This is a genomic window from Jeotgalibacillus sp. 10bf12 (assembly GCF_055597105.1).
Genome location: NZ_CP200276.1, coordinates 239,983 through 260,890, shown reverse-complemented (window position 1 = coordinate 260,890; position 20,908 = coordinate 239,983). Strand labels below are relative to the sequence as shown.

At 43.1% G+C, this 20,908-nt stretch carries 22 protein-coding genes and 1 pseudogene; 14 read left to right on the top strand and 9 right to left on the bottom strand.

What is annotated here, in order from left to right; translation table 11 throughout:
- The first annotated feature begins 86 nt into the window (after positions 1–86).
- From nikC to DH10bf12_RS01190, 5 genes are all read left to right on the top strand, one after another.
- A complete protein-coding gene (nikC, locus tag DH10bf12_RS01210; RefSeq protein WP_471736806.1) occupies positions 87–980 on the top strand; it encodes a nickel transporter permease in 894 nt (297 codons plus the stop codon).
- A 16-nt stretch (positions 981–996) separates the two neighbouring features.
- Positions 997–1,947, top strand: coding sequence for an ABC transporter permease (locus DH10bf12_RS01205; RefSeq protein WP_471736805.1), 951 nt, complete (start codon positions 997–999; stop codon positions 1,945–1,947).
- Positions 1,948–1,976: 29 nt separating this feature from the next.
- Positions 1,977–3,011, top strand: a complete 1,035-nt coding sequence (locus tag DH10bf12_RS01200) for an ABC transporter ATP-binding protein (RefSeq protein WP_471736804.1) — start codon at positions 1,977–1,979, stop codon at positions 3,009–3,011.
- Positions 2,980–4,035: an ABC transporter ATP-binding protein gene (locus DH10bf12_RS01195; protein ID WP_471736803.1), complete on the top strand. Its 1,056-nt coding sequence runs from the start codon at positions 2,980–2,982 to the stop codon at positions 4,033–4,035. The genes DH10bf12_RS01200 and DH10bf12_RS01195 overlap by 32 nt, the downstream gene beginning before the upstream one ends.
- 402 nt (positions 4,036–4,437) lie before the next feature.
- Positions 4,438–5,388 carry an L-threonine 3-dehydrogenase gene (locus DH10bf12_RS01190; RefSeq protein WP_471736802.1) on the top strand — a complete coding sequence of 317 codons (951 nt, stop codon included), beginning with the start codon at positions 4,438–4,440 and terminating at the stop codon, positions 5,386–5,388.
- 151 nt (positions 5,389–5,539) lie between these two features.
- Here the strand turns inward: DH10bf12_RS01190 and DH10bf12_RS01185 are convergent, their stop codons facing one another.
- Together DH10bf12_RS01185 and DH10bf12_RS01180 are read right to left on the bottom strand one after the other, a co-directional pair.
- Positions 5,540–5,875 carry a hypothetical protein gene (locus DH10bf12_RS01185; RefSeq protein ID WP_471736801.1) on the bottom strand — a complete coding sequence of 112 codons (336 nt, stop codon included), beginning with the start codon at positions 5,873–5,875 and terminating at the stop codon, positions 5,540–5,542.
- A gap of 126 nt (positions 5,876–6,001) precedes the next feature.
- Positions 6,002–7,050: pseudogene (locus DH10bf12_RS01180) on the bottom strand (IS1595 family transposase).
- A 276-nt stretch (positions 7,051–7,326) separates the two neighbouring features.
- Between DH10bf12_RS01180 and DH10bf12_RS01175 the strand changes: the two are divergent.
- On the top strand, positions 7,327–8,625 hold the full coding sequence (locus DH10bf12_RS01175) for an ATP-binding protein (protein WP_471736800.1): 1,299 nt from the start codon (positions 7,327–7,329) through the stop codon (positions 8,623–8,625).
- Positions 8,626–9,014: 389 nt separating this feature from the next.
- On the opposite strand, the gene DH10bf12_RS01170 is transcribed toward DH10bf12_RS01175, so the two are convergent.
- On the bottom strand, positions 9,015–10,376 hold the full coding sequence (locus DH10bf12_RS01170) for a YjiH family protein (RefSeq protein ID WP_471736799.1): 1,362 nt from the start codon (positions 10,374–10,376) through the stop codon (positions 9,015–9,017).
- 278 nt (positions 10,377–10,654) lie between these two features.
- On the opposite strand from DH10bf12_RS01170, the gene sda reads away from it, so the two are divergent.
- The 3 genes from sda to DH10bf12_RS01155 all read left to right on the top strand — a co-directional run bounded on the left by sda (position 10,655) and on the right by DH10bf12_RS01155 (position 12,813).
- Positions 10,655–10,789 (top strand): sporulation histidine kinase inhibitor Sda, encoded by a 135-nt coding sequence (gene sda / locus DH10bf12_RS01165; RefSeq protein ID WP_471736798.1) that lies wholly within the window; start codon positions 10,655–10,657, stop codon positions 10,787–10,789.
- Between the two features lie 130 nt (positions 10,790–10,919).
- Positions 10,920–11,789 (top strand): Cof-type HAD-IIB family hydrolase, encoded by an 870-nt coding sequence (locus DH10bf12_RS01160; RefSeq protein ID WP_471736797.1) that lies wholly within the window; start codon positions 10,920–10,922, stop codon positions 11,787–11,789.
- Between the two features lie 88 nt (positions 11,790–11,877).
- Complete coding sequence (locus DH10bf12_RS01155; protein ID WP_471736796.1) at positions 11,878–12,813, top strand: aminoimidazole riboside kinase; 936 nt, start codon at positions 11,878–11,880, stop codon at positions 12,811–12,813.
- Positions 12,814–12,863: 50 nt separating this feature from the next.
- Here DH10bf12_RS01155 and bshB2 read toward each other — a convergent pair whose 3' ends face one another.
- The 4 genes from bshB2 to pdxK form a co-directional block, all read right to left on the bottom strand.
- On the bottom strand, positions 12,864–13,547 hold the full coding sequence (gene bshB2, locus DH10bf12_RS01150; protein ID WP_471736795.1) for a bacillithiol biosynthesis deacetylase BshB2: 684 nt from the start codon (positions 13,545–13,547) through the stop codon (positions 12,864–12,866).
- Between the two features lie 18 nt (positions 13,548–13,565).
- The gene (locus DH10bf12_RS01145) at positions 13,566–13,916 is read right to left on the bottom strand and encodes a YojF family protein (protein ID WP_471736794.1); all 351 of its coding nucleotides are present in this window, start codon (positions 13,914–13,916) and stop codon (positions 13,566–13,568) included.
- 115 nt (positions 13,917–14,031) lie between these two features.
- Positions 14,032–14,307 carry a hypothetical protein gene (locus DH10bf12_RS01140; protein ID WP_471736793.1) on the bottom strand — a complete coding sequence of 92 codons (276 nt, stop codon included), beginning with the start codon at positions 14,305–14,307 and terminating at the stop codon, positions 14,032–14,034.
- 71 nt (positions 14,308–14,378) lie between these two features.
- Entirely contained in the window at positions 14,379–15,218 is an 840-nt protein-coding gene (pdxK, locus tag DH10bf12_RS01135) for a pyridoxine/pyridoxal/pyridoxamine kinase (protein WP_471736792.1), read from the bottom strand.
- Between the two features lie 225 nt (positions 15,219–15,443).
- On the opposite strand from pdxK, the gene DH10bf12_RS01130 reads away from it, so the two are divergent.
- The 4 genes from DH10bf12_RS01130 to DH10bf12_RS01115 all read left to right on the top strand — a co-directional run bounded on the left by DH10bf12_RS01130 (position 15,444) and on the right by DH10bf12_RS01115 (position 17,947).
- The gene (locus DH10bf12_RS01130; protein WP_471736791.1) at positions 15,444–16,037 is read left to right on the top strand and encodes a DUF4230 domain-containing protein; all 594 of its coding nucleotides are present in this window, start codon (positions 15,444–15,446) and stop codon (positions 16,035–16,037) included.
- A 14-nt stretch (positions 16,038–16,051) separates the two neighbouring features.
- Positions 16,052–16,723 carry a uracil-DNA glycosylase gene (locus tag DH10bf12_RS01125; RefSeq protein WP_471736790.1) on the top strand — a complete coding sequence of 224 codons (672 nt, stop codon included), beginning with the start codon at positions 16,052–16,054 and terminating at the stop codon, positions 16,721–16,723.
- A 199-nt stretch (positions 16,724–16,922) separates the two neighbouring features.
- On the top strand, positions 16,923–17,207 hold the full coding sequence (locus DH10bf12_RS01120) for a YwdI family protein (RefSeq protein ID WP_471736789.1): 285 nt from the start codon (positions 16,923–16,925) through the stop codon (positions 17,205–17,207).
- Between the two features lie 368 nt (positions 17,208–17,575).
- Positions 17,576–17,947, top strand: a complete 372-nt coding sequence (locus DH10bf12_RS01115) for a DUF423 domain-containing protein (protein ID WP_471736788.1) — start codon at positions 17,576–17,578, stop codon at positions 17,945–17,947.
- A 40-nt stretch (positions 17,948–17,987) separates the two neighbouring features.
- Here the strand turns inward: DH10bf12_RS01115 and gerQ are convergent, their stop codons facing one another.
- On the bottom strand, positions 17,988–18,368 hold the full coding sequence (gene gerQ / locus DH10bf12_RS01110; RefSeq protein ID WP_471736787.1) for a spore coat protein GerQ: 381 nt from the start codon (positions 18,366–18,368) through the stop codon (positions 17,988–17,990).
- A 94-nt stretch (positions 18,369–18,462) separates the two neighbouring features.
- Positions 18,463–19,212 (bottom strand): hydrogen peroxide-dependent heme synthase, encoded by a 750-nt coding sequence (hemQ, locus tag DH10bf12_RS01105; RefSeq protein WP_039811744.1) that lies wholly within the window; start codon positions 19,210–19,212, stop codon positions 18,463–18,465.
- 612 nt (positions 19,213–19,824) lie between these two features.
- Between hemQ and pta the strand changes: the two genes are divergently transcribed.
- Entirely contained in the window at positions 19,825–20,796 is a 972-nt protein-coding gene (gene pta / locus DH10bf12_RS01100; protein WP_471736786.1) for a phosphate acetyltransferase, read from the top strand.
- The last annotated feature ends 112 nt before the right edge of the window (positions 20,797–20,908 follow it).

Below are 20,908 nucleotides of genomic sequence, written 5' to 3'. Positions count from 1 at the left end.
AAAATACGTTAATATTGTTGAGGTGCGTAAAGTTCTTTCCTATTACTTTACAAAACGATTTATATGTTAAAGAGAGGGTGTAAAAAATGAGTGAAAATACGGTTAACCATCCGGTTACTGCTAAGAAAGTCAATCCCAGAATAGAAAACTACAAAATGATCTGGAAGAGACTGAAAAAAAATAAAGCAGCTTTAATCGGGGGATATTTAATTGTCTTTTTCATACTGACAGCAATTTTTGGACCGATGTTTTTATCGAAGGGGCCAAATACGACCGATATTGCGAATAAGCTTGCCGGTCCATCAGCTGAGTTTTGGTTTGGGACAGACAACTTTGGAAGAGATATCTTCACACGTATTATTTATGGAATGAGTATTACCTTATATGTAGGTTTTACTTCCGTTATCATTGGTCTTGTAATCGGGGTGCCACTCGGCATTGTTTCAGGTTACTATGGTGGCCGTCTTGATAACTTTATTATGAGGATAATGGATGTACTCCTTGCTTTCCCTGGTATCCTTTTGGCTCTTGCCATTGTGAGTGTACTGGGCGCAAGTATTCAGAATGTAATTATAGCTGTAGGTATTTTCTCAATCCCTGCATTTGCCCGTATTGTCCGCGGTTCTACGCTGTCAGTTAAAAAACTTGAATACGTAGATGCAGTCCGTGCACTTGGTGCAACAGATTTCAGAATAATCTTTCGTCATATTCTGCCGAACGTTATGTCTCCTATTATTGTCCAGGCGACGCTGCGTATTGCCACTGCAGTATTGACAGCTGCCGGTCTCTCATTCCTTGGTCTTGGTGCACAGCCGCCGGATCCTGAGTGGGGAGCAATGCTCTCAGAAGGCCGTGCTTACATGTATGATGCATGGCATGTTGCGTTTTTCCCTGGTGTGATGATTGTGCTTGTCGTACTGGCATTCAACATCTTTGGTGATGGAATCCGCGACGCACTTGATCCAAAAATGAAACAATAAATGGAGGTGCTTTGACATGACGAAATTTATAATCCGTCGTTTACTACAGACGATCCCTGTATTACTTGGGGTAACGATACTTGTATTTTCTCTGATGCACCTGATTCCAGGTGACCCGGCACAGATTATTGCCGGAGAAGCTGCACCTGAACGTCAGGTTGAACAGATTCGTGAAAGACTGGGGTTAAATGATCCCCTTCATGTACAATATGGAACATTTCTTGGAAACGTCGTAACTGGCGATTTAGGAACTTCAGTACGAAGCAGCCGGCCGGTAGCAGACGAAATCGGTGCCCGGTTCTGGGTAACGGTCGAACTTGCGGTATATAGTACAATCCTGAGTGTATTCTTAGGTCTGATTGCAGGTATCGTATCTGCAGTACGTCACTATACAGTGACAGACGTAGTCATCATGATTGTGGCCCTGTTTGGACTTTCAATGCCGAACTTCTGGCTTGGACTGATGCTGATTCAGTGGTTTGCAATCGGTAACTGGATTCCAGACTCTTTACAGCCATTCCTGCAGATGCGTGCATCCGGCTGGGGAGATGACTGGAGACAGGTCGTACTTCCTGTTATTACACTTGGTACAGCCGGAGCAGCAATTATTGCCCGTATGACGAGATCAAGCATGCTTGAGGTCATCAGCCAGGATTATATCCGTACTGCACGTGCAAAAGGTGTAAAAGAACGGGTTGTTGTTTATCAGCATGCGCTTAAAAATGCTATGATTCCGGTTGTCACCGTTGTGGGTCTTGAGTTCGGTGCACTACTTGGCGGAACTGTACTGACTGAGACGATCTTTGCAATCAACGGAATGGGCCGTCTGACAATTGATGCAATTAGACAGCGTGATTTCCCGGTTGTACAGGGTACAGTACTTGTTATATCCGTTCTATTTGTAATGGTAAACTTACTTGTTGATATTTCTTATAGATTCCTGAATAAACGTATAGATCTTAACTAAGATTTTTAAAAGAAATGAGGGGTGATCACATGAGCTCATCAGAAAACATTTTAGAGATCCGCGAACTTCAGACATCTTTCTACACAGATGAGGGGGAAGTGAGAGCAGTTGATGGCGTAAGTTTTTCACTGCCACGCGGTAAAACAATTGGGATTGTAGGTGAATCCGGATCGGGTAAAAGTATTACAGCTCTCTCGATACTGAATCTCCTGGCTAAGCCCGGTAAAATTAAGGGCGGAGAAATCCGATTTAAAGGAGAAAATATTCTCACCTATTCAGAAAAGCAAATGCGTGCAATACGTGGTAACGATATTTCGATGATCTTCCAGGAGCCAATGACATCATTGAATCCTGTATACACAGTAGGACAGCAGATCATGGAATCTATCCGTATTCACCAGGGACTGAATAAGCGTGAAGCGAAGCTGAAAGCAATCGAAATGCTGAAGCTAGTTGGAATCCCTTCCCCTGAAAAACGCGTGGACCAGTATCCATTCGAACTTTCAGGCGGGATGAGACAGCGTGTTATGATTGCAATCGCACTTTCATGTAATCCAGATATGCTGATTGCAGATGAACCGACAACTGCACTGGATGTAACGATTCAGGCACAGATTCTTGATTTGATCCGTGAACTTCAGAATAAATTACACATGTCAGTGATGATGATTACCCATGACCTTGGTGTTGTAGCCGAGACGTGTGATTATGTAGCCGTAATGTATGCGGGGCAGGTAGTGGAATTTTCTGATGTACGTTCACTGTTCAAGAATCCGAAGCATCCTTATACAGTCGGACTGCTGAATTCACTGCCAAGACACGATATCGAGCAGGACAAGCTGAAGCCGATCAATGGAACAGTTCCTAGTCCGCATAACATGCCAACAGGCTGCCGCTTTGCTCCAAGATGTCCATTTGCGACAGAGCTTTGCCGTGATAAAATGCCTGAACTTGAAACAGATGAAAATAATAATCAGATTCGCTGTTGGATCTACTCAGATGAGTGGGACGGCGATCCGGAGGTGAATGTCCATGACAGCGAAGAAAGAACTGCTAAAGGTTGAGGGACTAAAACAGTATTTCCCGATTAAAGGTGGATTCTTCGGTCGTACCGTGAACCACGTTAAAGCCGTTGATGATGTCAGCTTTACAGTATATGAAGGTGAAACAGTCAGTATCGTAGGAGAGTCAGGTTGTGGTAAATCAACAACAGGACGAGCAATCCTTCGTCTGGATGAGCCTACAGAAGGTGTTGTTTCTTTTGAAGGAAAAGACCTGACAACACTCAGCAAAAAAGAAATGCGCGCAATGCGTAAAGATCTTCAGATTATTTTCCAGGATCCATACGCATCAATCAATCCGCGTCAGATCGTATCTGCCGTGATTGAAGAAGCAATGGATATTCAAAATGCGGTACCGAAAAAAGACCGCCGCAGAAAAATCGAAGAGCTGCTTCAGACAGTAGGACTGCAGAAGTTTCAGGCAGACCGCTATCCCCATGAATTCTCTGGTGGTCAGCGTCAGCGTATCGGAATCGCCCGTGCCCTGTCAGTAGACCCTAAGCTGATTATCTGTGACGAAGCAGTATCAGCACTTGATGTATCGATTCAGGCGCAGGTATTGAACCTGCTTGAAGAACTGCAGGAAGAGTTTGGACTGACGTACCTGTTTATCTCACATGACCTTGGCGTTGTCCGTCACATTTCTGACCGCATAATCGTTATGTATCTTGGTAAAATTGTTGAAATTGGTGACAAGCACTCACTGTTTGATAACCCGCAGCACCCTTATACGAAAGCGCTGCTGTCAGCGATTCCGGTTCCGGATCCTGACGCTAAAAAAGAACGTATTGCACTCAGAGGGGATGTACCTTCTCCAATCAACCCGCCAACAGGCTGCCGCTTCCATACGCGTTGCCCGTTTGCGACTGAAAAGTGTAAAACTGACGTACCTGAACTGCGCACAACTGACTTCATGAAGGAAGGTCATCAGGCTGCATGTCACTATATTGAAGAAATTAAATCTGGTGAACATACAGCAAAAGACTATTCTGCTGGAGCAATTGTCGGTAAAGGACAGGAAGTGTAATAGATTGATTGTGAAAAACCAGCCTGCGGGCTGGTTTTTTTGTGTGCCGGGGCGTGAAATGGAAGTGTAGGAGATAGGTCAAATGACCCTAAGTGTCGAACATCAGCGTTTAAACGTCGAACAAGACAGTTCAAGTGACGAAACAGACAAGTTAAACCACGAACATTACTATCTATACACCGAACCCGGCATGTTAAGTGTCGAACACAATCAAAATCCATACGAATCATCCCCATCACGCCAGCGCAAACTTTTGCAAACTCAAATAAAATGTCCTTCCGGTATAAACATTTCTCGCGTTATATGTTAAATTAATAAAGAAAAAACTATATATCAACTTTAAGTGTATTTCTCATAAGGACAAATGTTCTTTTAATATTTAATAGCAATGGAGGGTTTCTCATGAAACGTATATTAGTAACAGGTGCGCTTGGTCAAATTGGTTCAGAGTTAATTACAAAGCTGCGTGCGGAATACGGGTCAGACAATGTCATTGCCTCTGATATTCGTACAGCAGATACAGAAGCGGTCACAGGAGGCCCTTTTGAAATTCTGGACGTGACAGATGGTGCAAGAATGAATGAAATCGTATCGAAGTATAAAGTGGACACAATGATGCATATGGCTGCATTGCTTTCTGCTAAAGCAGAGGAAGCGCCACAGCTTGCATGGCACCTCAATATGGGTGGGCTGATGAACGGTCTAGAGACTGCACGTGAGCACAATCTCCAGTTCTTTACGCCAAGTTCAATTGGGGCGTTTGGACCTGATACTCCGAAAACAGGTACACCACAGGATACGATTCAGCGTCCGACAACGATGTATGGTGTAAATAAAGTGTCAGGTGAACTGCTTTGTGATTATTATTTCAAGCGTTTTGGCGTAGATACGCGCGGGGTTCGTTTCCCCGGACTGATCTCTTACGTAACACCTCCTGGCGGTGGTACGACAGACTATGCTGTTGAAGTGTATTATGAAGCGTTAAGATCAGGCAGCTATACATCTCCAATTAATAAGGGCACGTATATGGATATGATGTATATGCCGGATGCGCTGCAGGCAATTGTTGACCTGATGGAAGCAGATCCTGCAAAACTTAAACACCGTAATGCATTCAATGTAACTGCAATGAGCATTGAGCCCGAGATGGTAGCAGCGGAAATTAAAAAGCATATACCTTCTTTTGACATGCACTATCAGCCGGACCCTGTGCGTCAGGCGATTGCTGACAGCTGGCCGGATGCGATTGATGCAACCGCTGCAAAAGAGGAATGGGGATTCAAAGCCCGTCATGACTTGTCTTCAATGACAAAGGATATGCTGTCAAAGTTAAAAACAACCATCACAAACTAACGTGATAAAAAGCTGTTTCAGCGATCTCTCAGAAGGATTGCAGGAACAGCTTTTTTTTAAAAGGCTATGTTAAATTTTAATGTTGATTTTATGAACACAAAAAAGATTCCTTTTTTTAGGAATCTTTTATATCTATTTTTTAGAAATTGTTTTATTCAAGGTTGCCTGAGATAGTATTAAAAGCTGTTTCATCACCATTATTAAACAATTTAATGGTATCGTACTCTTTATCTAAACTTACTTCATAATACAATTGATTTTCGATTTCTGAGTCATAATTAGTTGTTGTATCTGTATCGTAAGAAAGATGGAGATTATTCCCTTCTGCTACTACGTTAAAATTATTGAAACTATTTGCCGAGTCTCCTTGTTCAACGTTATAACCGTTTAAATAAACCAATACAGAATTGCTCTGTTCATCGTTGTATAAATGCACTCCGTTCTCTTTATCAACACTATTAAAGAAGTTTCGTACTTCTTTTGGCAATTCATCCACCCTTTTTCTCAGAAGACGATAATGTTTCGCTATGTTGGCAAGCGTACAACAAACTTGTACTCATAAGTAAGAAAAATAATGACTTTTCATAATGCTCCCCCTGTTATTTTATTATATTTATACTGAAAATTTGGATAATCTCAGTTTATCATATGTTTCGACAATTGGAATTAAATTCCCTTTAATTATCATATCATTGACTGTCACTTCGTTCAGTTGGTGCTGTATGCTTTCAAGCACCTGGAACCACGTAAGGTAATTATCAAGATATTTGGTTGCTACACCGTTAAAACGCTGTATCCATCCTTTTAGTCTGCTGTGATAACTGTTGACGTTTTGGATATGATAAAGACCCTTTGTGCGGACCTTCCCGTCTGATTTAAACTGATAAATGGTCATACCTTTGTCAGTAGCGTAGGTTCTGAACGCTCGCCAAGAGTCTGTACATAAAATATTTTGAGATGACAGTTTTTGACCAATGGCTTTTTCCAACTGCTCTTTTTTTATTCTACCTACACCAAGGGTTGTCGAAACTGTATTTTTGTCACGGTCTCTTGCTACTAAAACACAGACCTGTTCCTTGCTGATACCACGTTTCTTTGCTGTTCCGCCACGTTTACGAGATTTTCTGCCTACAATTTTCTTTTGCCCTTTTTCAGAGTACAGGAAATAGGTCTCGTCCATTTCAACGATACCCTGAAAATCCGCTATTTCAATTTGCTTTAGCGCTGATAATAATTTATGTCTCCAGTAAAACAATGTGACGTGGGTTACACCTTTAACCATTTCAGCTGACTTACGGAGGAATACCCATCAATCATACATTCAATGAACTTTACCCATTTATTCAGACGGCGGGTTCTATAAAGTGCGGTGTTGGTTAAATCGGTGAAGGTGGTAGCGCAGGATTTACAGCGATAACGTTGTTTCTTTACTTCGTCACCATCTACAAGAGTAGTGTATTTGCCAAATCTGACAACTTGTTTGGATTGGCAACGAGGGCAGGTGTACCCTTGCTTGTTTTTGCGTTCAGAAATCTCTTGTAAAACGTTTCCTGTTGAAGAGGAGGCAGTGAGAGCATCTATAAGAAATGCTCGAAGTCTTTGTTTTTCTGCGGGATTTAATTTTTGTATTTCCTTAATAATATCTGTCGCTCTCACTGCCATCACCAGCCTTTAGTTGATACTTTCATTATAGAACAAACGTTCGTAAAATTCAAATATCAACATTAGCCTTTAACATAGCCTTTTAAAAAAACAGGACTTTTACAATACTGGAAAGGGTAGAGAAAACTATCCGTAATTGTTTCGACCTTTTCCTTCAAAAATCGACATGGTATGATAGGAGTATTGAATGGTTCTTTTTGGTGCTGTTATACGCAAATATTTACCATATACATAAGAATCACAGTCGGACTAATTTTAAGATTGGCAGGTGATAAAATGCTGCAATCCTATACGTTCTCACAAATCAAAGGCCTGATTGGGATTATCGGACTTGTTTTTATTGTTCAGATCATCTTTATATTTGCAGGCTTTAACGGGTGGTTTTCCACTGTAACCTACATTGTAATTGAGGTAGCTGTAGCAATTATACTGCTGTGGCTGGCATTGATGATTTACAGGCGGGCTACAGCGCTAAGAAGTCTTTTTAAGGATATGGAAGAGGAAGAGTTTAAAATGTCTGCAATGATCCAGTCAATGCCTGACTTTGTATGCTTTAAAGATGGTAAAGGAAGATGGATCAGAACGAATGACTTCGGACTGGAGTTATATGGTTTAAAAGGTAAGCATTATATCGGTAAAACTGACGCTGAACTTGGGGAAGTCAATCCCTTTTTTAAAGAAGCGTTCGATTATTGTGTCGTGACGGATGAACAAACGTGGCAAAAGGGAGAGACTGACCGCAGTGAGGAATCCTTTTACGTTGAATCAGGTGAATATAAATCCTTCGACGTGATAAAAGTGCCTATTTTTCACAAAGACGGCAGTCGGAAAGCACTGATTACGATCGGACGTGATATTTCCCAGCAAAAAGCGGCTGAAGAACAGCTGCTGAGAAGAGAAAAGCTTTCAGTAGCGGGGGAACTTGCTTCAGGGATTGCGCATGAAATCAAAAATCCACTGACCAGTCTGAAGGGCTATGTTCAGCTAATGCAGGAAACTGGCTCTTTAACTGAAGAGAGAGTTAATATGATGGCGTCAGAGATCGACCGCATACATGCAATTACAGAAGAACTGCTGATCCTTTCAAAGCCTGAAATTAAAAAGCATGAGCAATTCTCAATCTGTGAATCAGTTGAATATGTCATTAATTTTATGAGGCACCAGGCGGAATCAAAAAATATTGATATTAAAGTCAAGAGGTTAAATCAAGACGATAAGTTTGTCTATGGTGACCGGAATCAGATCGTTCAGGTATTTATGAATTTAGTGAAAAACAGTATAGAAGCGATTGAGGAAAATGGAGAAATTTTAATAAAGCCCTCTATACAGGGAGATGGAATTCAGGTCGAACTGCGCGACAGCGGTCCTGGTATTCCTGAAGAGATGATTGAAAAAATCTCAGAAGCTTTTTATACAACGAAAGAAAAAGGAATGGGTCTCGGTCTGACAGTCTGTCACCGTATCGTACATGCCCATGGAGGCTCGCTGGCATTTGAAAACCTGCCTGAGGGCGGAACGAACGCGATTGTACAGCTGCCACTGTACTCAAAGAAAAAGACACTTACAACGTCGTAAGTGTCTTTTTTGTCCAGCTTCAGCGCCTAGACCCTCGAGTCGTAAGTCAATCTGAGAAAATGGGAAAGGTCGCCCATTTCTCTCAGCTCGTCTTACGCTTGTCGGGTCTGAACAAGGCGCTTCTGCTTTTCTAGGCTGTCCAGCTTCAGGCGCTAGCTCCTCGGGTCATAAGCCACACATCGGTAAACGGGAAACTGCACCCGTTTTCCGGTGCGCGTCTTATGCCTGTCGGAGCTGAACAAGCGCCTTCCGCTTTTCGATATTGTCCAGCTTCAGGCGCTAGCTCCTCGGGTCATAAGCCACACATCGGTAAACGGGAAACTGCACCCGTTTTCCGCTGCGCGTCTTATGCCTGTCGGAGCTGAACAAGCGCCTTCCGCTTTTCGATATTAGAATAAAATATGCGCAATACCTGCGATAATTGGCAGTGTGATCAGCGTACGTAGAAGAAAGATCAGTACAAGGTCCAGGAAGTTAACCGGTACCTTTGAGCCAAGTAGAACACCACCGACCTCAGACATGTAAATCAGCTGTGTAACAGACACCGCGGCAATAATAAAGCGCGTCATTTCAGATGAAATATCAGCACCGATAATCGCGGGCAGGAACATATCCGCAAAGCCGACAACCATTGTTTGTGCAGCATCTGCAGCTTCCGGAACCTGTAACAGTTCCAGAATCGGAACAAATGGTGTACCAAGGATCACGAAAAAGCTCGTTTCTTCAGCCAGTATCAGTGCGATTGTACCAAAGGCCATAACGACTGGTGCAACGCCAAGCCACATATCAAGCACATTCTTCATACCACTTTTAAAGAAGTGACCGACACTGTTGTTTTTTCTTGCAGTCTGAATGGCAAGCTCTGTACCGTGCTGAATGCGGGATTTATGGTCAGGAACATCTTCAATGGAATCTTCTTCTTCAGCCTCAGAAATATACGTTTTCTTTTTCAAAGACAAAGGTGGAATACGCGGCATGATGATCGCCGCAATGAAACCTGAAAATGCAACCGTCAGATAAAAAGGAACAAAGTATGAAGCAAGACCAACAGTTTCAATGACTACGATACTGAAAGTAATAGAAACAACTGAGAAAGTTGTTCCGATAACTGCAGCTTCACGCTTTGAATAATGTCCTTCTTCATACTGTTTGTTTGTCAGCATAACACCGATCGTACCGTCTCCAAGCCATGAAGCAAGAGAGTCGATTGAAGCACGGCCGGGAAGTCTGAATAACGGACGCATAATCTTAGCCATCAGTGTACCGAACCACTCCAGTAAACCGAAGTTCAGAAGTAATGGCAGGAACAATCCTGCAAATAGGAATAGAGAGAATAATAGCGTAATCAGACCGCCTTCACCTAATAGTAATCCGCCTGTGTATTCAGACCAGATCAGCTCTGTTGAACTTCCTCCAATCTGGAAAAATGTAATCAGCGCAAATACTGCTGCAAGGATTCTGACGATTACCCAGAACCATGTTACATTGAATAATGTATTTCTAAAGTCATTGTTCGTAATGAAGTCAGGCTTTCCTGCACGTGCGATTAGAGACAGCACTGCTGTAATCACAATAATGAAGGTCATAATTGCAGGAATGGCACCACCGATTAATCCCTGAAGCCAATCAGATAGAATGGCAATTGGAATCGTAACTGCATCTTCTGATGGAAGAGGCATCATGAATAGAAAAATCCCGATGATAGAAGGGATAATAAAGCGCAAATAATCTTTTGTTGTAAATGTATTCATCGATTTTCTCCTTTATAAATGGACTGTTTAAAATAAAGTGAATAAAAATAAGCCAAGTTCAATTTTAATTCACACCCCCAGTGAAATCAATGATTTACTTATAAAACTTTCAGTAAGCGCTTTCAGGTTAATTTAATCACTAACGACCCGTTTAATCAATGATGTTGTCAAATTTTTCACGAACAATATTTCGTATAATCGCACATTTAAAGGTTTAATAAATTAAAGTGACGGGAACAATTTATAAAAACAAATCGAGGTGCTGCTGGGTGGAGACGTTGAATCATTTATCAGATGAAAAACTATTGGAAGCATTAAGATCTGCAAGAAAACAAAATCTTGAACAGGATTTTATACTGCTTCTTGAAAAAGAAGTGGAAAAACGCGGGTTGCGCGCACAAATGTGTTCTTAACAGCAGACGCCTGCTGTTTTTATTTTTGTCAGGATCACTTGTATAACATTTGTTAAGACTGAGCAGTGAAAAGGTTTCCACTTCCTGCGCTATGATACAATGGTCCAATCAAATATAAGAAGGTGAAAAGATGATTAAGCTAATTGCATCTGATATGGATGGGACACTGTTGAATGGCAGTCATGAAGTTGGTCAGGAAACGATCAGCGCAATTAAAGAAGCAAAAGATGCCGGGATTGAAGTCATCATAGCAACTGGAAGAGCTTATCAAGAAGCAATTCTCCCTATTAAAGATGCGGGCCTATCACTTCCTTTAATCGTAGTGAACGGTGCTGAGATCAGGGATACAGAAGGAAAGCAGCTTTATCAAAAAGGGCTTACTCCTGAAAAAGCTGAAGAGGCGGCAGATGTCCTTGAAAAGCTGGACGTTTATTTTGAGATTTATACTGAAAACGGTACGTATACCAATCATAAAGAACACGGCATTCAGCTGTTAATCGATATCTTCCTCACATCTAATCCGGATACGCCACTTCCGCACGTAAAGGAAGAAGCTGCAAACCGCTATGATGATGGTCACGTACATGTAGTAAATGATTACCACGAAGTATTTAACTCATCGGAGACGGTTTACAAGTTTCTGGCGTTTTCATCGAAGCCAGAAAAACTTGAGCAGGCAAAAGAAGCACTTCATCAGATGGGCGGCCTCGCAATCAGCTCATCAGGTAAAGAAAACCTTGAAATTACAAGTGTCGAAGCTCAAAAAGGCATTGCGCTCGACTGGTACGTTAAGCAGCGTGGCATTGATCTAAAAGACGTAATGGCGATCGGCGATAACTACAATGACGTTTCAATGATGAAGCTTGCCGGCTGGTCAGTCGCGATGGGCAATGCACCGAAAGATATTCAGGAAATTTGCCGGTTTGTCACTTCAACAAATCGTGAAGAAGGCGTAGCAAAAGCCATCCGTAAATTAACTGAAACTGAAGCGAAAGTTTAAAATTGAGCCGTATCCTCTTTTGGGAGCGGCTTGTTTTTATTTTATATGATAAACTTTTAACTATTATATCGTCACAGGAGGATCTCAGATGAAAAAAGGTATCATTTCTTTAGGTGAAGCTTTAATTGATTTTATTCCAACAGATGAGACAAATGATTATTATTACAAAAGTCCAGGTGGTGCACCGGCTAATGTAGCTGTAGGTGTAGCGCGGCTTGGACTGCCATCCTATTTTGCAGGAAAAGTAGGGGAAGACGTACTGGGCAGGTTTTTAGAACGTACGTTAAATCAGTATGGCGTAAATACGGATCATCTTCATTTTGATCAGAATCATCGAACTGGAGCAGTATTTGTGACGCTCGATAACGGGGAGCGCAGCTTTGATTTCTACATAGATCCGAGTGCTGACAGATTCTTAGAGGCAGAGGAGTTGGATCCTTCACTTTTTGAAGCAGCAAAAATGCTTCATTTTGGCTCGATTTCAATGATCAGTGAGCCGTCTAAAACCGCAACAAAAAAAGCAGTTGAGCTGGCGCGTGAAAAAGGAATGATCATTTCATATGATCCAAATCTCCGGATGTCACTGTGGCCAAATGAAGAAGAAGCCCGCAAAACCATTTCTTCTATGCTTGATCAGGTGGATGTCGTGAAAATTTCAGAAGAAGAGCTGGAGTTTTTAACAGGTACCTCCGATATTCAAAAAGGTGCGGAAGTGATGAAGCAGTTCGGTATACCACTGCTGCTGATCACAATGGGTTCTGAAGGCAGCTGGGTATTCACGCAGACAGAGACGCGTCATGTACCTGCCAAAAAAGTACAGGCTGTTGACACAACTGGTGCTGGAGATGCATTTGTATCAGGTATGTTGTATTCACTTCATGAATATGAAGGGGACGTGCGCGACTTGAAGCTTGAACAGGCAGTTGAAATGGTGGAGCTTGCAAGCCGCTCAGGTGCCCTTGCTGCTTCGGTGAAAGGTGCCATGACTGCACTGCCGACGATTGAAGAGTTAAAAAAGGTATAATAAAAACGCCCATTTGGCAGATGCCAAATGGGCGTTTTTCTGGTGCTTTTTTAGATATATCCCTGGTCAAATCTGTAATTATAAAATCTCTCCTGTGTCACCCACTGGATCGCTTCAGGATCATTTTCGCCAAGTCTTTTTTCAAGATCCTCAAGCATCCATGCTGTTTGGGAGATATGGGCGCGCATCGCATTTAGCTTAATATCCATTACCTCAGTTACATCATTGATCACATCAGGTTCGCCAAGCTGTTCGGCTGTATTATTAGCAAACGCAACACAGTGAAGCTTTGGCCGTGCGCTCTCGTTCATCCGGTGGACCGCTCTGACAACTGCACGTGCAGTCGCTTCATGATCAGGGTGAACGCAATAATCCGGATAGAATGTGATGACAAGTGAAGGGTTGGTTTCCTCAATAAGGGATTCCATCATTTCAACCATATATTCATCATCTTCAAACTCAACTGTTTTGTCACGCAGACCCATCATGCGAAGATCAGCAAGGCCCATTGCATTTGCAGCTGCTTTTAACTCTTTTTTACGAATTTCAGGAAGAGATTCTCTCGTTGCAAATGGTGGATTGCCAAGATTTCTTCCCATTTGTCCAAGTGTCAGACATGCATAAGTAACACCGGTACCGTTTTTAATATGTGATGCAATCGTGCCGGATACGCCGAACGCTTCGTCATCCGGGTGAGGGAACACGACTAACACGTGATTTTCCTGTTCAATCATATTTCTGACTCCTTCCTGTTACTCAAAAGGTGTTTCGCTGATTTGCAGTGAGACGGCGAGTTTACCCTGATGGTCATGTCCAGCCATCAGCAGCCGTCCTTTTTCATCCAGCTCATAATGCGTAATACCCTGAGCATAAATCCATCCAAGGTTTCCAAGCTTTAAGCCGACTCGTGATGGCGGATCGCCAATGATTTTACCAAGTTCATATTCTACTTTTGCATTTCTGATAAAAGCCCCTGCGTTAAAAAACTTTTCATCGAAATGAGAAGCGTAAGATCCGTTCGTAGTCTCTAAGTGGATATATACTTCCTTATTTGCAAAGCTATTAATCAGTTTTTGTATGTCATCTATTTTGACAGGCTCCATGCTGCTCCTCCTTGCCTTTCATCATATATTCTATTTTACTGCAAAACTTTCCGGAATGCGAAAAGGCTGTTTTGATTGTCCTGAAAATAACAAAAAGCCGCTCAGCGGCTTTTTGTTATTTTGATGGATCTTTAATTTTGCGTTCATTTTCTTTATCAGGATTATAGCCTGATTTATTTTCTCTTTCAGGTGTGCGGTCTGTATGGAGCTGTGCTTCATTATTTTGCTTGATCTGCTGTTTGCGCTGACCGGTATATGCTCCGACAGCAATAACAGCGATCACGCCGCCGATCAGCCCGGCAATAATAGAGATACCGATAGATCCGGTAATTAGATAAAATCCGCCGAATACGCCAAGCACGACAGCAATTGCGATAATAAAGTTAATCATCGTTTCACCTCATTTTAAGGAATTCTTATTTCTTACGTATATTCCTTAAAATAGAAAGTATAAACTTTGTATTACGCATTCAGTGTTTCTTTATTTACTGTTACCTTGCCGAAGCGGCTGTGTGCACCGTGCATAACAGGTCCTACATATTCATTTAAACGCCAGCCGTGATGAATCGCTGAAGTAACAAATTCTTTTGCATTTGATACAGCTTCTTTCAGCTCAAGACCGTTAGCAAGGTTCGCTGTAATCGCTGCAGCAAATGTACAGCCTGCACCATGGTTATAAGAAGTGTCTGCTTTTTCAGCTTCAAGTAAAGTAAACGTTTCACCATCATAGAATAGATCAACTGCTTTATCGTGTTCAAGCTGTTTGCCGCCTTTTACGACAACAGATTTTGCACCCATCTCTACAATTTTAGCTGCTGCAGCTTTCATGTCATCAATTGTGCGGATCGGTCCTACACCTGACAGCTGCCATGCTTCAAACAGGTTAGGGGTAACAACCATTGCACGCGGCAGAAGGTGCTCCTGCATAGCGCCAACCGTCTCCGGGTGCAGCACTTCATCTTCACCCTTACAAACCATAACTGGATCAATCACTACTTTATCAGTCTCAGCGCGATCGATTGCCTGAGCTGCAGTTTCAATGATTTCAACTGATCCGAGCATACCTGTTTTTAAAGCAGAGATGCCTGTAGAGAGCGCAGTGTCGATCTGTGCTTTCAGCGTATCAATTGGCAGTGGATGAACGTTATGCGCCCAGTGATTTGCCGGGTCCATCGTTACCACTGTCGTAAGAGCCGTCATCCCGTACGTGCCGTGCTCCTGAAAAGTTTTCAGGTCAGCCTGAATCCCTGCGCCGCCGCTTGTATCTGATCCTGCGATTGTTAATGTTTTATTTAAGGACATAAAAAACCCTCCAAAGATTATTTTCTACATCATAGCACGCGTGAGGAATGTTTGAAAACGTCCTGCATTTCCCGGGAAATAGTGAGGAATTTTGACAGAGTTTTGTCGCAGGGAAGCACTGCCTGTCAACTGATATCAGGAACAGGTTTCCAATGTTCGGCAAATTCCGTATAATGAGTGATGGTAATAAAAATCAATGCCTTCGGGCTATTAAATGGTGATGAAATGAAAAATACAATTCTTGCGCTATTATTTATCGTCCTGCTTGCCGGAGTAAGTTTCTTTGGTTATCAATATGTAGCCGGAGGTAACAATCAACGGTCAGCAACATTCGTGGAACAGATTAAAGATATGAATGCGCTGGCCACTTCACAGGCTTTTGTTAAAACAGTCATAGACGAGGAAGATAATGAAGTGTTCGGGTGGGACATTAATTTTAATCTGCCTGGTACAGAACGCAGGGTCTTTATGGTTGTTCCAGGAACAGTCCTCGCTGGTGTAAACATGGATCAGCTTTCAGAGGGAGATGTTAAAGTAGATGAAGAAAATAAAACAGTTTCTCTGACACTGCCGCGTGCAACGCTGCTCCAGGAGCCTGCCATTCAGATGGATGAAGTGGAAACTTTCACGACTAAAGGACTCTTCAGAAGCAACGTGGATCTTGAAGAAAGTGTTGGCTTTGTAGCTGCAGCACAGGAAAAAATCAAAAAAGAGGCGATTGATCAGGGTGTGCTTGAGCGTGCAGAAACCCATGCTGAACTGGCATTGACTGAGTTCTTTGAATTCACCGGGTACGATGCAGACATAACTTTCGAATAATGAGGTGATCACGTATGGGTGTTAATATTCAAAACGATTGGCAGGATCAGCTCCAGCCGGTCTTTAATGAACCGGTGTACCAGCAGTTAAGAGAATTTCTTAAGCAGGAATACGGCTCAGGTAAAGTATTTCCACCAATGAATGATATTTTCGAAGCATTCAAACGAACACCTTTTCACCAGGTAAAGGCGGTTATTCTTGGACAGGATCCGTACCATGGGGAAGGTCAGGCACATGGACTGAGCTTTTCTGTGCAGGAGGGAATGAGAATTCCACCATCACTGCAGAATATTTTTAAAGAACTGAAGGAAGATGTAGATGTTGATCCGCCACAGTCCGGCGATTTATCGAAATGGGCAGACCAAGGCGTTCTTTTACTGAATACGGTACTGACAGTAAAGGAAGGACAGGCTCATTCGCATAAGGGGAAAGGCTGGGAGCAGATTACTGATGAGGCAATCAGGCTTTTAGGCGAGAGAGAAGAGCCGCTTGTGTTTATTTTATGGGGCAAGCCCGCTCAGGCTAAAAGCAGATTAATCGATACAGATAAACATCTGATTATTAATTCGCCACATCCAAGTCCGCTCGCTGCACACAGAGGATTTTTCGGCAGTCAGCCATTTTCCCAAACGAATGATTTCTTAAAGAATCATGGCATTGATCCAATCGACTGGTCACTTGATTGAAGGAGGCATCCGTTTTGACTGAATCAAAGCGTATTAACTGCAATGCGTGTAAATACTATTATGTAACCTGGGATCCGAACTTTCCCAAAGGATGCAAAGCGCATGGGTTTAAAACCAGACACCTTCCGTCACTGGAAGTGTTCAGGGCATCAGGACAGCCATGCTATGCATTCGAACCAAAACAGGGAAGGAGATCAACATGAATATTTCATATGAACAGCTGCTGCAGAAAATTGCGCAGGAAGCAAATCGTGCACAGGGGGCAGCACCAGGACGTCAGCGAGAGCATTTGCGTTCAATCCAGACATTATGTGAGCTCGCACTTGGGCATGAGGAATCGTCAGTACCTGTAAAACAACAGCCTGCGCCGGTTCAGCAACCAGTGCAGCCACAGCAGGTTCAATCATACCAGCAGCCAAGCCCGCTGCAGGAAAAGCCGATCGAAACTGATGGCGGCAATGGTGATTCGTTGTTTGATTTTTAAAATATGTGAATTGGACCGCTTGTCCTTTCCGTGGAGGACTACGCTTTCCTGCCCCCGGGCGGTGAGCCCGCAGGCTTCGCCATGCTCGGTCTCACCTGTCCCTTCCTGGGGCGGGAGTCTCCGTCCTCCACTACAAGGTCAAGCTGAGTGTGGATATTTATACTAAATATAATCCTGCGATGACTATTTACGAACTTTACAAAGCGTTGATTGGAGCGTAAGGCGGCGACTCTGGGACGAATAGCGGGAAGCTGAGACCCCGCAAGGCGAAGCCTGAGGAGGCTCAGCAACCGCCGTCCTGAAAGCGTCCGCCTGAAGCGGAAATCATAAGCGCTTCTCACAGTCTTATCTTGGAAAGGAAGTCTCAAATGAAAATTCTATTAATTATTGGTGCAATCAACGCATTTCTATCAGTCGCGCTCGGAGCTTTCGGTGCACATGCACTTGAAGGCAGAGTAGAGCCGAAATATCTTGATACATGGAACACAGCGGTGCAGTATCAGATGTTCCACGCAACAGCGATCTTAATCACCGGTGTATTAATCGGCACGCTCCCTGCATCAGGTCTTTTCGGTACTGCAGGCTGGCTATTTGCCGGGGGAATTGTATTCTTTTCAGGAAGCCTTTATGTATTAAGTCTGACTGGCATCAGCGTACTCGGCGCCATCACACCAATCGGCGGTCTATTATTTTTAGGCGGCTGGGTTTGCCTGATTATTGCAATTACGAAAGTTTTATAATCAGTAAGGAGAGTCCGGAATTCCGGACTCTCCTTTTGTATTACCGGCCTCCGCCGTTAAATGGGTAATCATATTCAATTTCTCCATCAAACGTTGCATAATCGAGATAAATGAGCGGAAGTAAGTATCTTTTATCTGTATTCGGATCACTTAATATTAAATGATCTCGTCCGGCTGCTTCGATAATGCCTTTAAAAATTTTAGCGTTCCAGTCCTTGTTATTCTCAAATGTCATATAGACCGTCGTCGGCTTCCCCCGGTTCAGCCTGAATATATTCTCAATATAGGATTCCTCCACAGGCGGACGTGCCGGCTGCTGCGCCTGCTGTTGCTGGCCGTAGTAATATTGATAATTAGGATAGTAACCGCCATACTGACCCGTCCCGTACTGCCCAGTAGAATAAGATGGATTCATTGTCATTTTAATTCTCCCTCCAATCAATTACACCATATGAAAAGTAAAACGTTTTTATACATAAAAAAACCTCCAGCCAAATTTGACTGGAGGAAGAAAGTTATACGTGAAGGAACTTCGGCAGGTCCTCATCTTCAAGCAGGTTACCTACATAGAACGCACCAAATTCACCGTAGCGCGCACTCGTTTCATCAAAACGCATTTCATATACAATTTTCTTAAACTGCAGTACATCATCAGCGTAAAGCGTTACGCCCCATTCCCAGTCATCAAAGCCGACTGAACCTGAGATGATCTGCTTGATTTTGCCTGCGTACTGTCGTCCGATCATGCCGTGATCATACATCAGCTTTTTACGATCTTCCATTGAAAGCATATACCAGTTATCATTGCCCTCACGCTTTTTATCCATTGGATAGAAGCAGATGTGCTTTGATTTTGGCAGCTTTGGATACAGACGTGATCTCACATAAGGGTTTTCATATGGATCTTCATCAGATTCCTTAGAACCGTAGCTTCCAAGCTCAACAACAGAGACATACGAATAAGTAGGTACTGTATAATCAGCAATCGTTAATTTGTTAAATTCATTCTCAAGGTCATTCAGCTCTTCCATTGTCGGACGCAGAATAAATAAAACGAAATCTGCCTTCTGTCCAACGATTGAATAGAACGAATGGCTTCCCTGATCCTGATCCTGTACGTCATTCAGTTTCTTTAAAAACTGCTGGAACTCATTTATCGCTGCTGTGCGCTCATCGCTTGTCAGCTGCTTCCATGAAGTCCAGTCCATTTTACGAAAATCATGCAGGCCATACCAGCCATCAAGCGTAGTTGCTGCTTCACTCATATTCCGTCACTCCTAAATGAAATGTCATATAAACTCACTGTTTCTATCTTATCATAAAGGAATGTGTGACAGCTAATGAGGGGGAGGGTTCATGAAATTGTTGGAGTTTTAGTCCCGCTTATTTCCGTTCCAGGCGAGAGGCTTTCCGGACGGAGGACCGTTTTGTGGTCCAATCTTTATCGCTCAGCTCCGCTTGCGGGGTCTCAGCTTCACACTAATCTTCCCGGAGTCCCTCGCCTTCCACTACAATAAGCTGAGTATGACATATGAATTCAATCATTCTGTAAAACAAGCTATCTAATAATTGTCTCTTTGTACTACTTTATACCAAAAGATATTTTAGCTGATTGGAGCGGAGGATGGGCGACTCCTGCGGCATAGAAGCGACAGGTGAGACCCCGGAGGTGCGAAGCGTCCGAGGAGGCTCACTGCGCGGCCGCGGAAAGCGCCCATCCGCAGCGGAAATCAGCGGTTTATTTTAACTCTCTCATTTATAAAATTGTCCGAAAACTAAAACTTCTCCAATGAAAACGTTGACATAAAGGCTATTGGTTGAATTCACTTGCAGATGGGGTATGCTTACAAGTAGAGACCAATTTAGGAGGATGAATCATGAGCGATTTATTCACAGGATTAAAAGAAAAATTAACTGGTAAAGAACGACGTATCGTATTCCCTGAAGGATCAGACGAGCGTATTTTAAGAGCAGCAAGCCGTCTTGCAGCAGAAAATATTTTAACACCAATTCTTGTCGGTAATCCGAACGCGATTGCTGAAAAAGCTAATGAAGCAAACGTTATTTTAGATGGTTGCGATATTATTGACCCGTCATCTTATCCGGAATTCGACGAACTCGTTTCTTCATTCGTTGAGCGCCGTAAAGGGAAGGCGACAGTAGAACAGGCACGCGAAATTCTTTTAGATGAAAACTACTTTGGCACAATGCTTGTATACACGAACCGTGCAGACGGTCTTGTAAGTGGAGCGGCACACTCTACTGCAGATACGGTGCGCCCGGCACTTCAGATCATCAAGACAAAAGAAGGCGTTAAGAAAACGTCTGGCGTATTCATTATGGTACGCGACGATGAAAAGTATGTATTCGCTGATTGCGCAATCAACATTTCACCGGACAGCAGCGACCTTGCTGAAATCGCACTTGAAAGTGCAAAGACTGCTGAAATGTTCGATGTAGACCCACGCGTTGCAATGCTGAGCTTCTCAACAAAAGGATCAGCGAAATCTCCTGAAACGGAGAAGGTAACGGATGCCATTAAAATCGCGAAAGAAGTGAACCCTGAGCTGACACTTGATGGTGAATTCCAGTTTGATGCAGCTTTCGTTCCTTCAGTAGCGAAAAGTAAAGCGCCTGATTCAGAAATTCAGGGTGATGCAAATGTATTTGTATTCCCTAGCCTTGAAGCAGGTAACATTGGCTACAAAATCGCACAGCGCCTTGGCGGATTTGAAGCAGTAGGCCCGATCCTTCAGGGACTGAACGCACCGGTGAACGACCTTTCACGTGGTTGTAACGAAGAAGACGTGTACAAGCTTGCGTTAATTACTGCAGGTCAGTCACTGTAATTTAACCAACCCCCGGTCTGGATGTTCAGACCGGGGGTTTTTTTGGTGTGCGAAGCGTTTTATTGGGGGTTGAAATGTCGTATGTTTTAGATTGGAGGTTGTATGCAGCGTT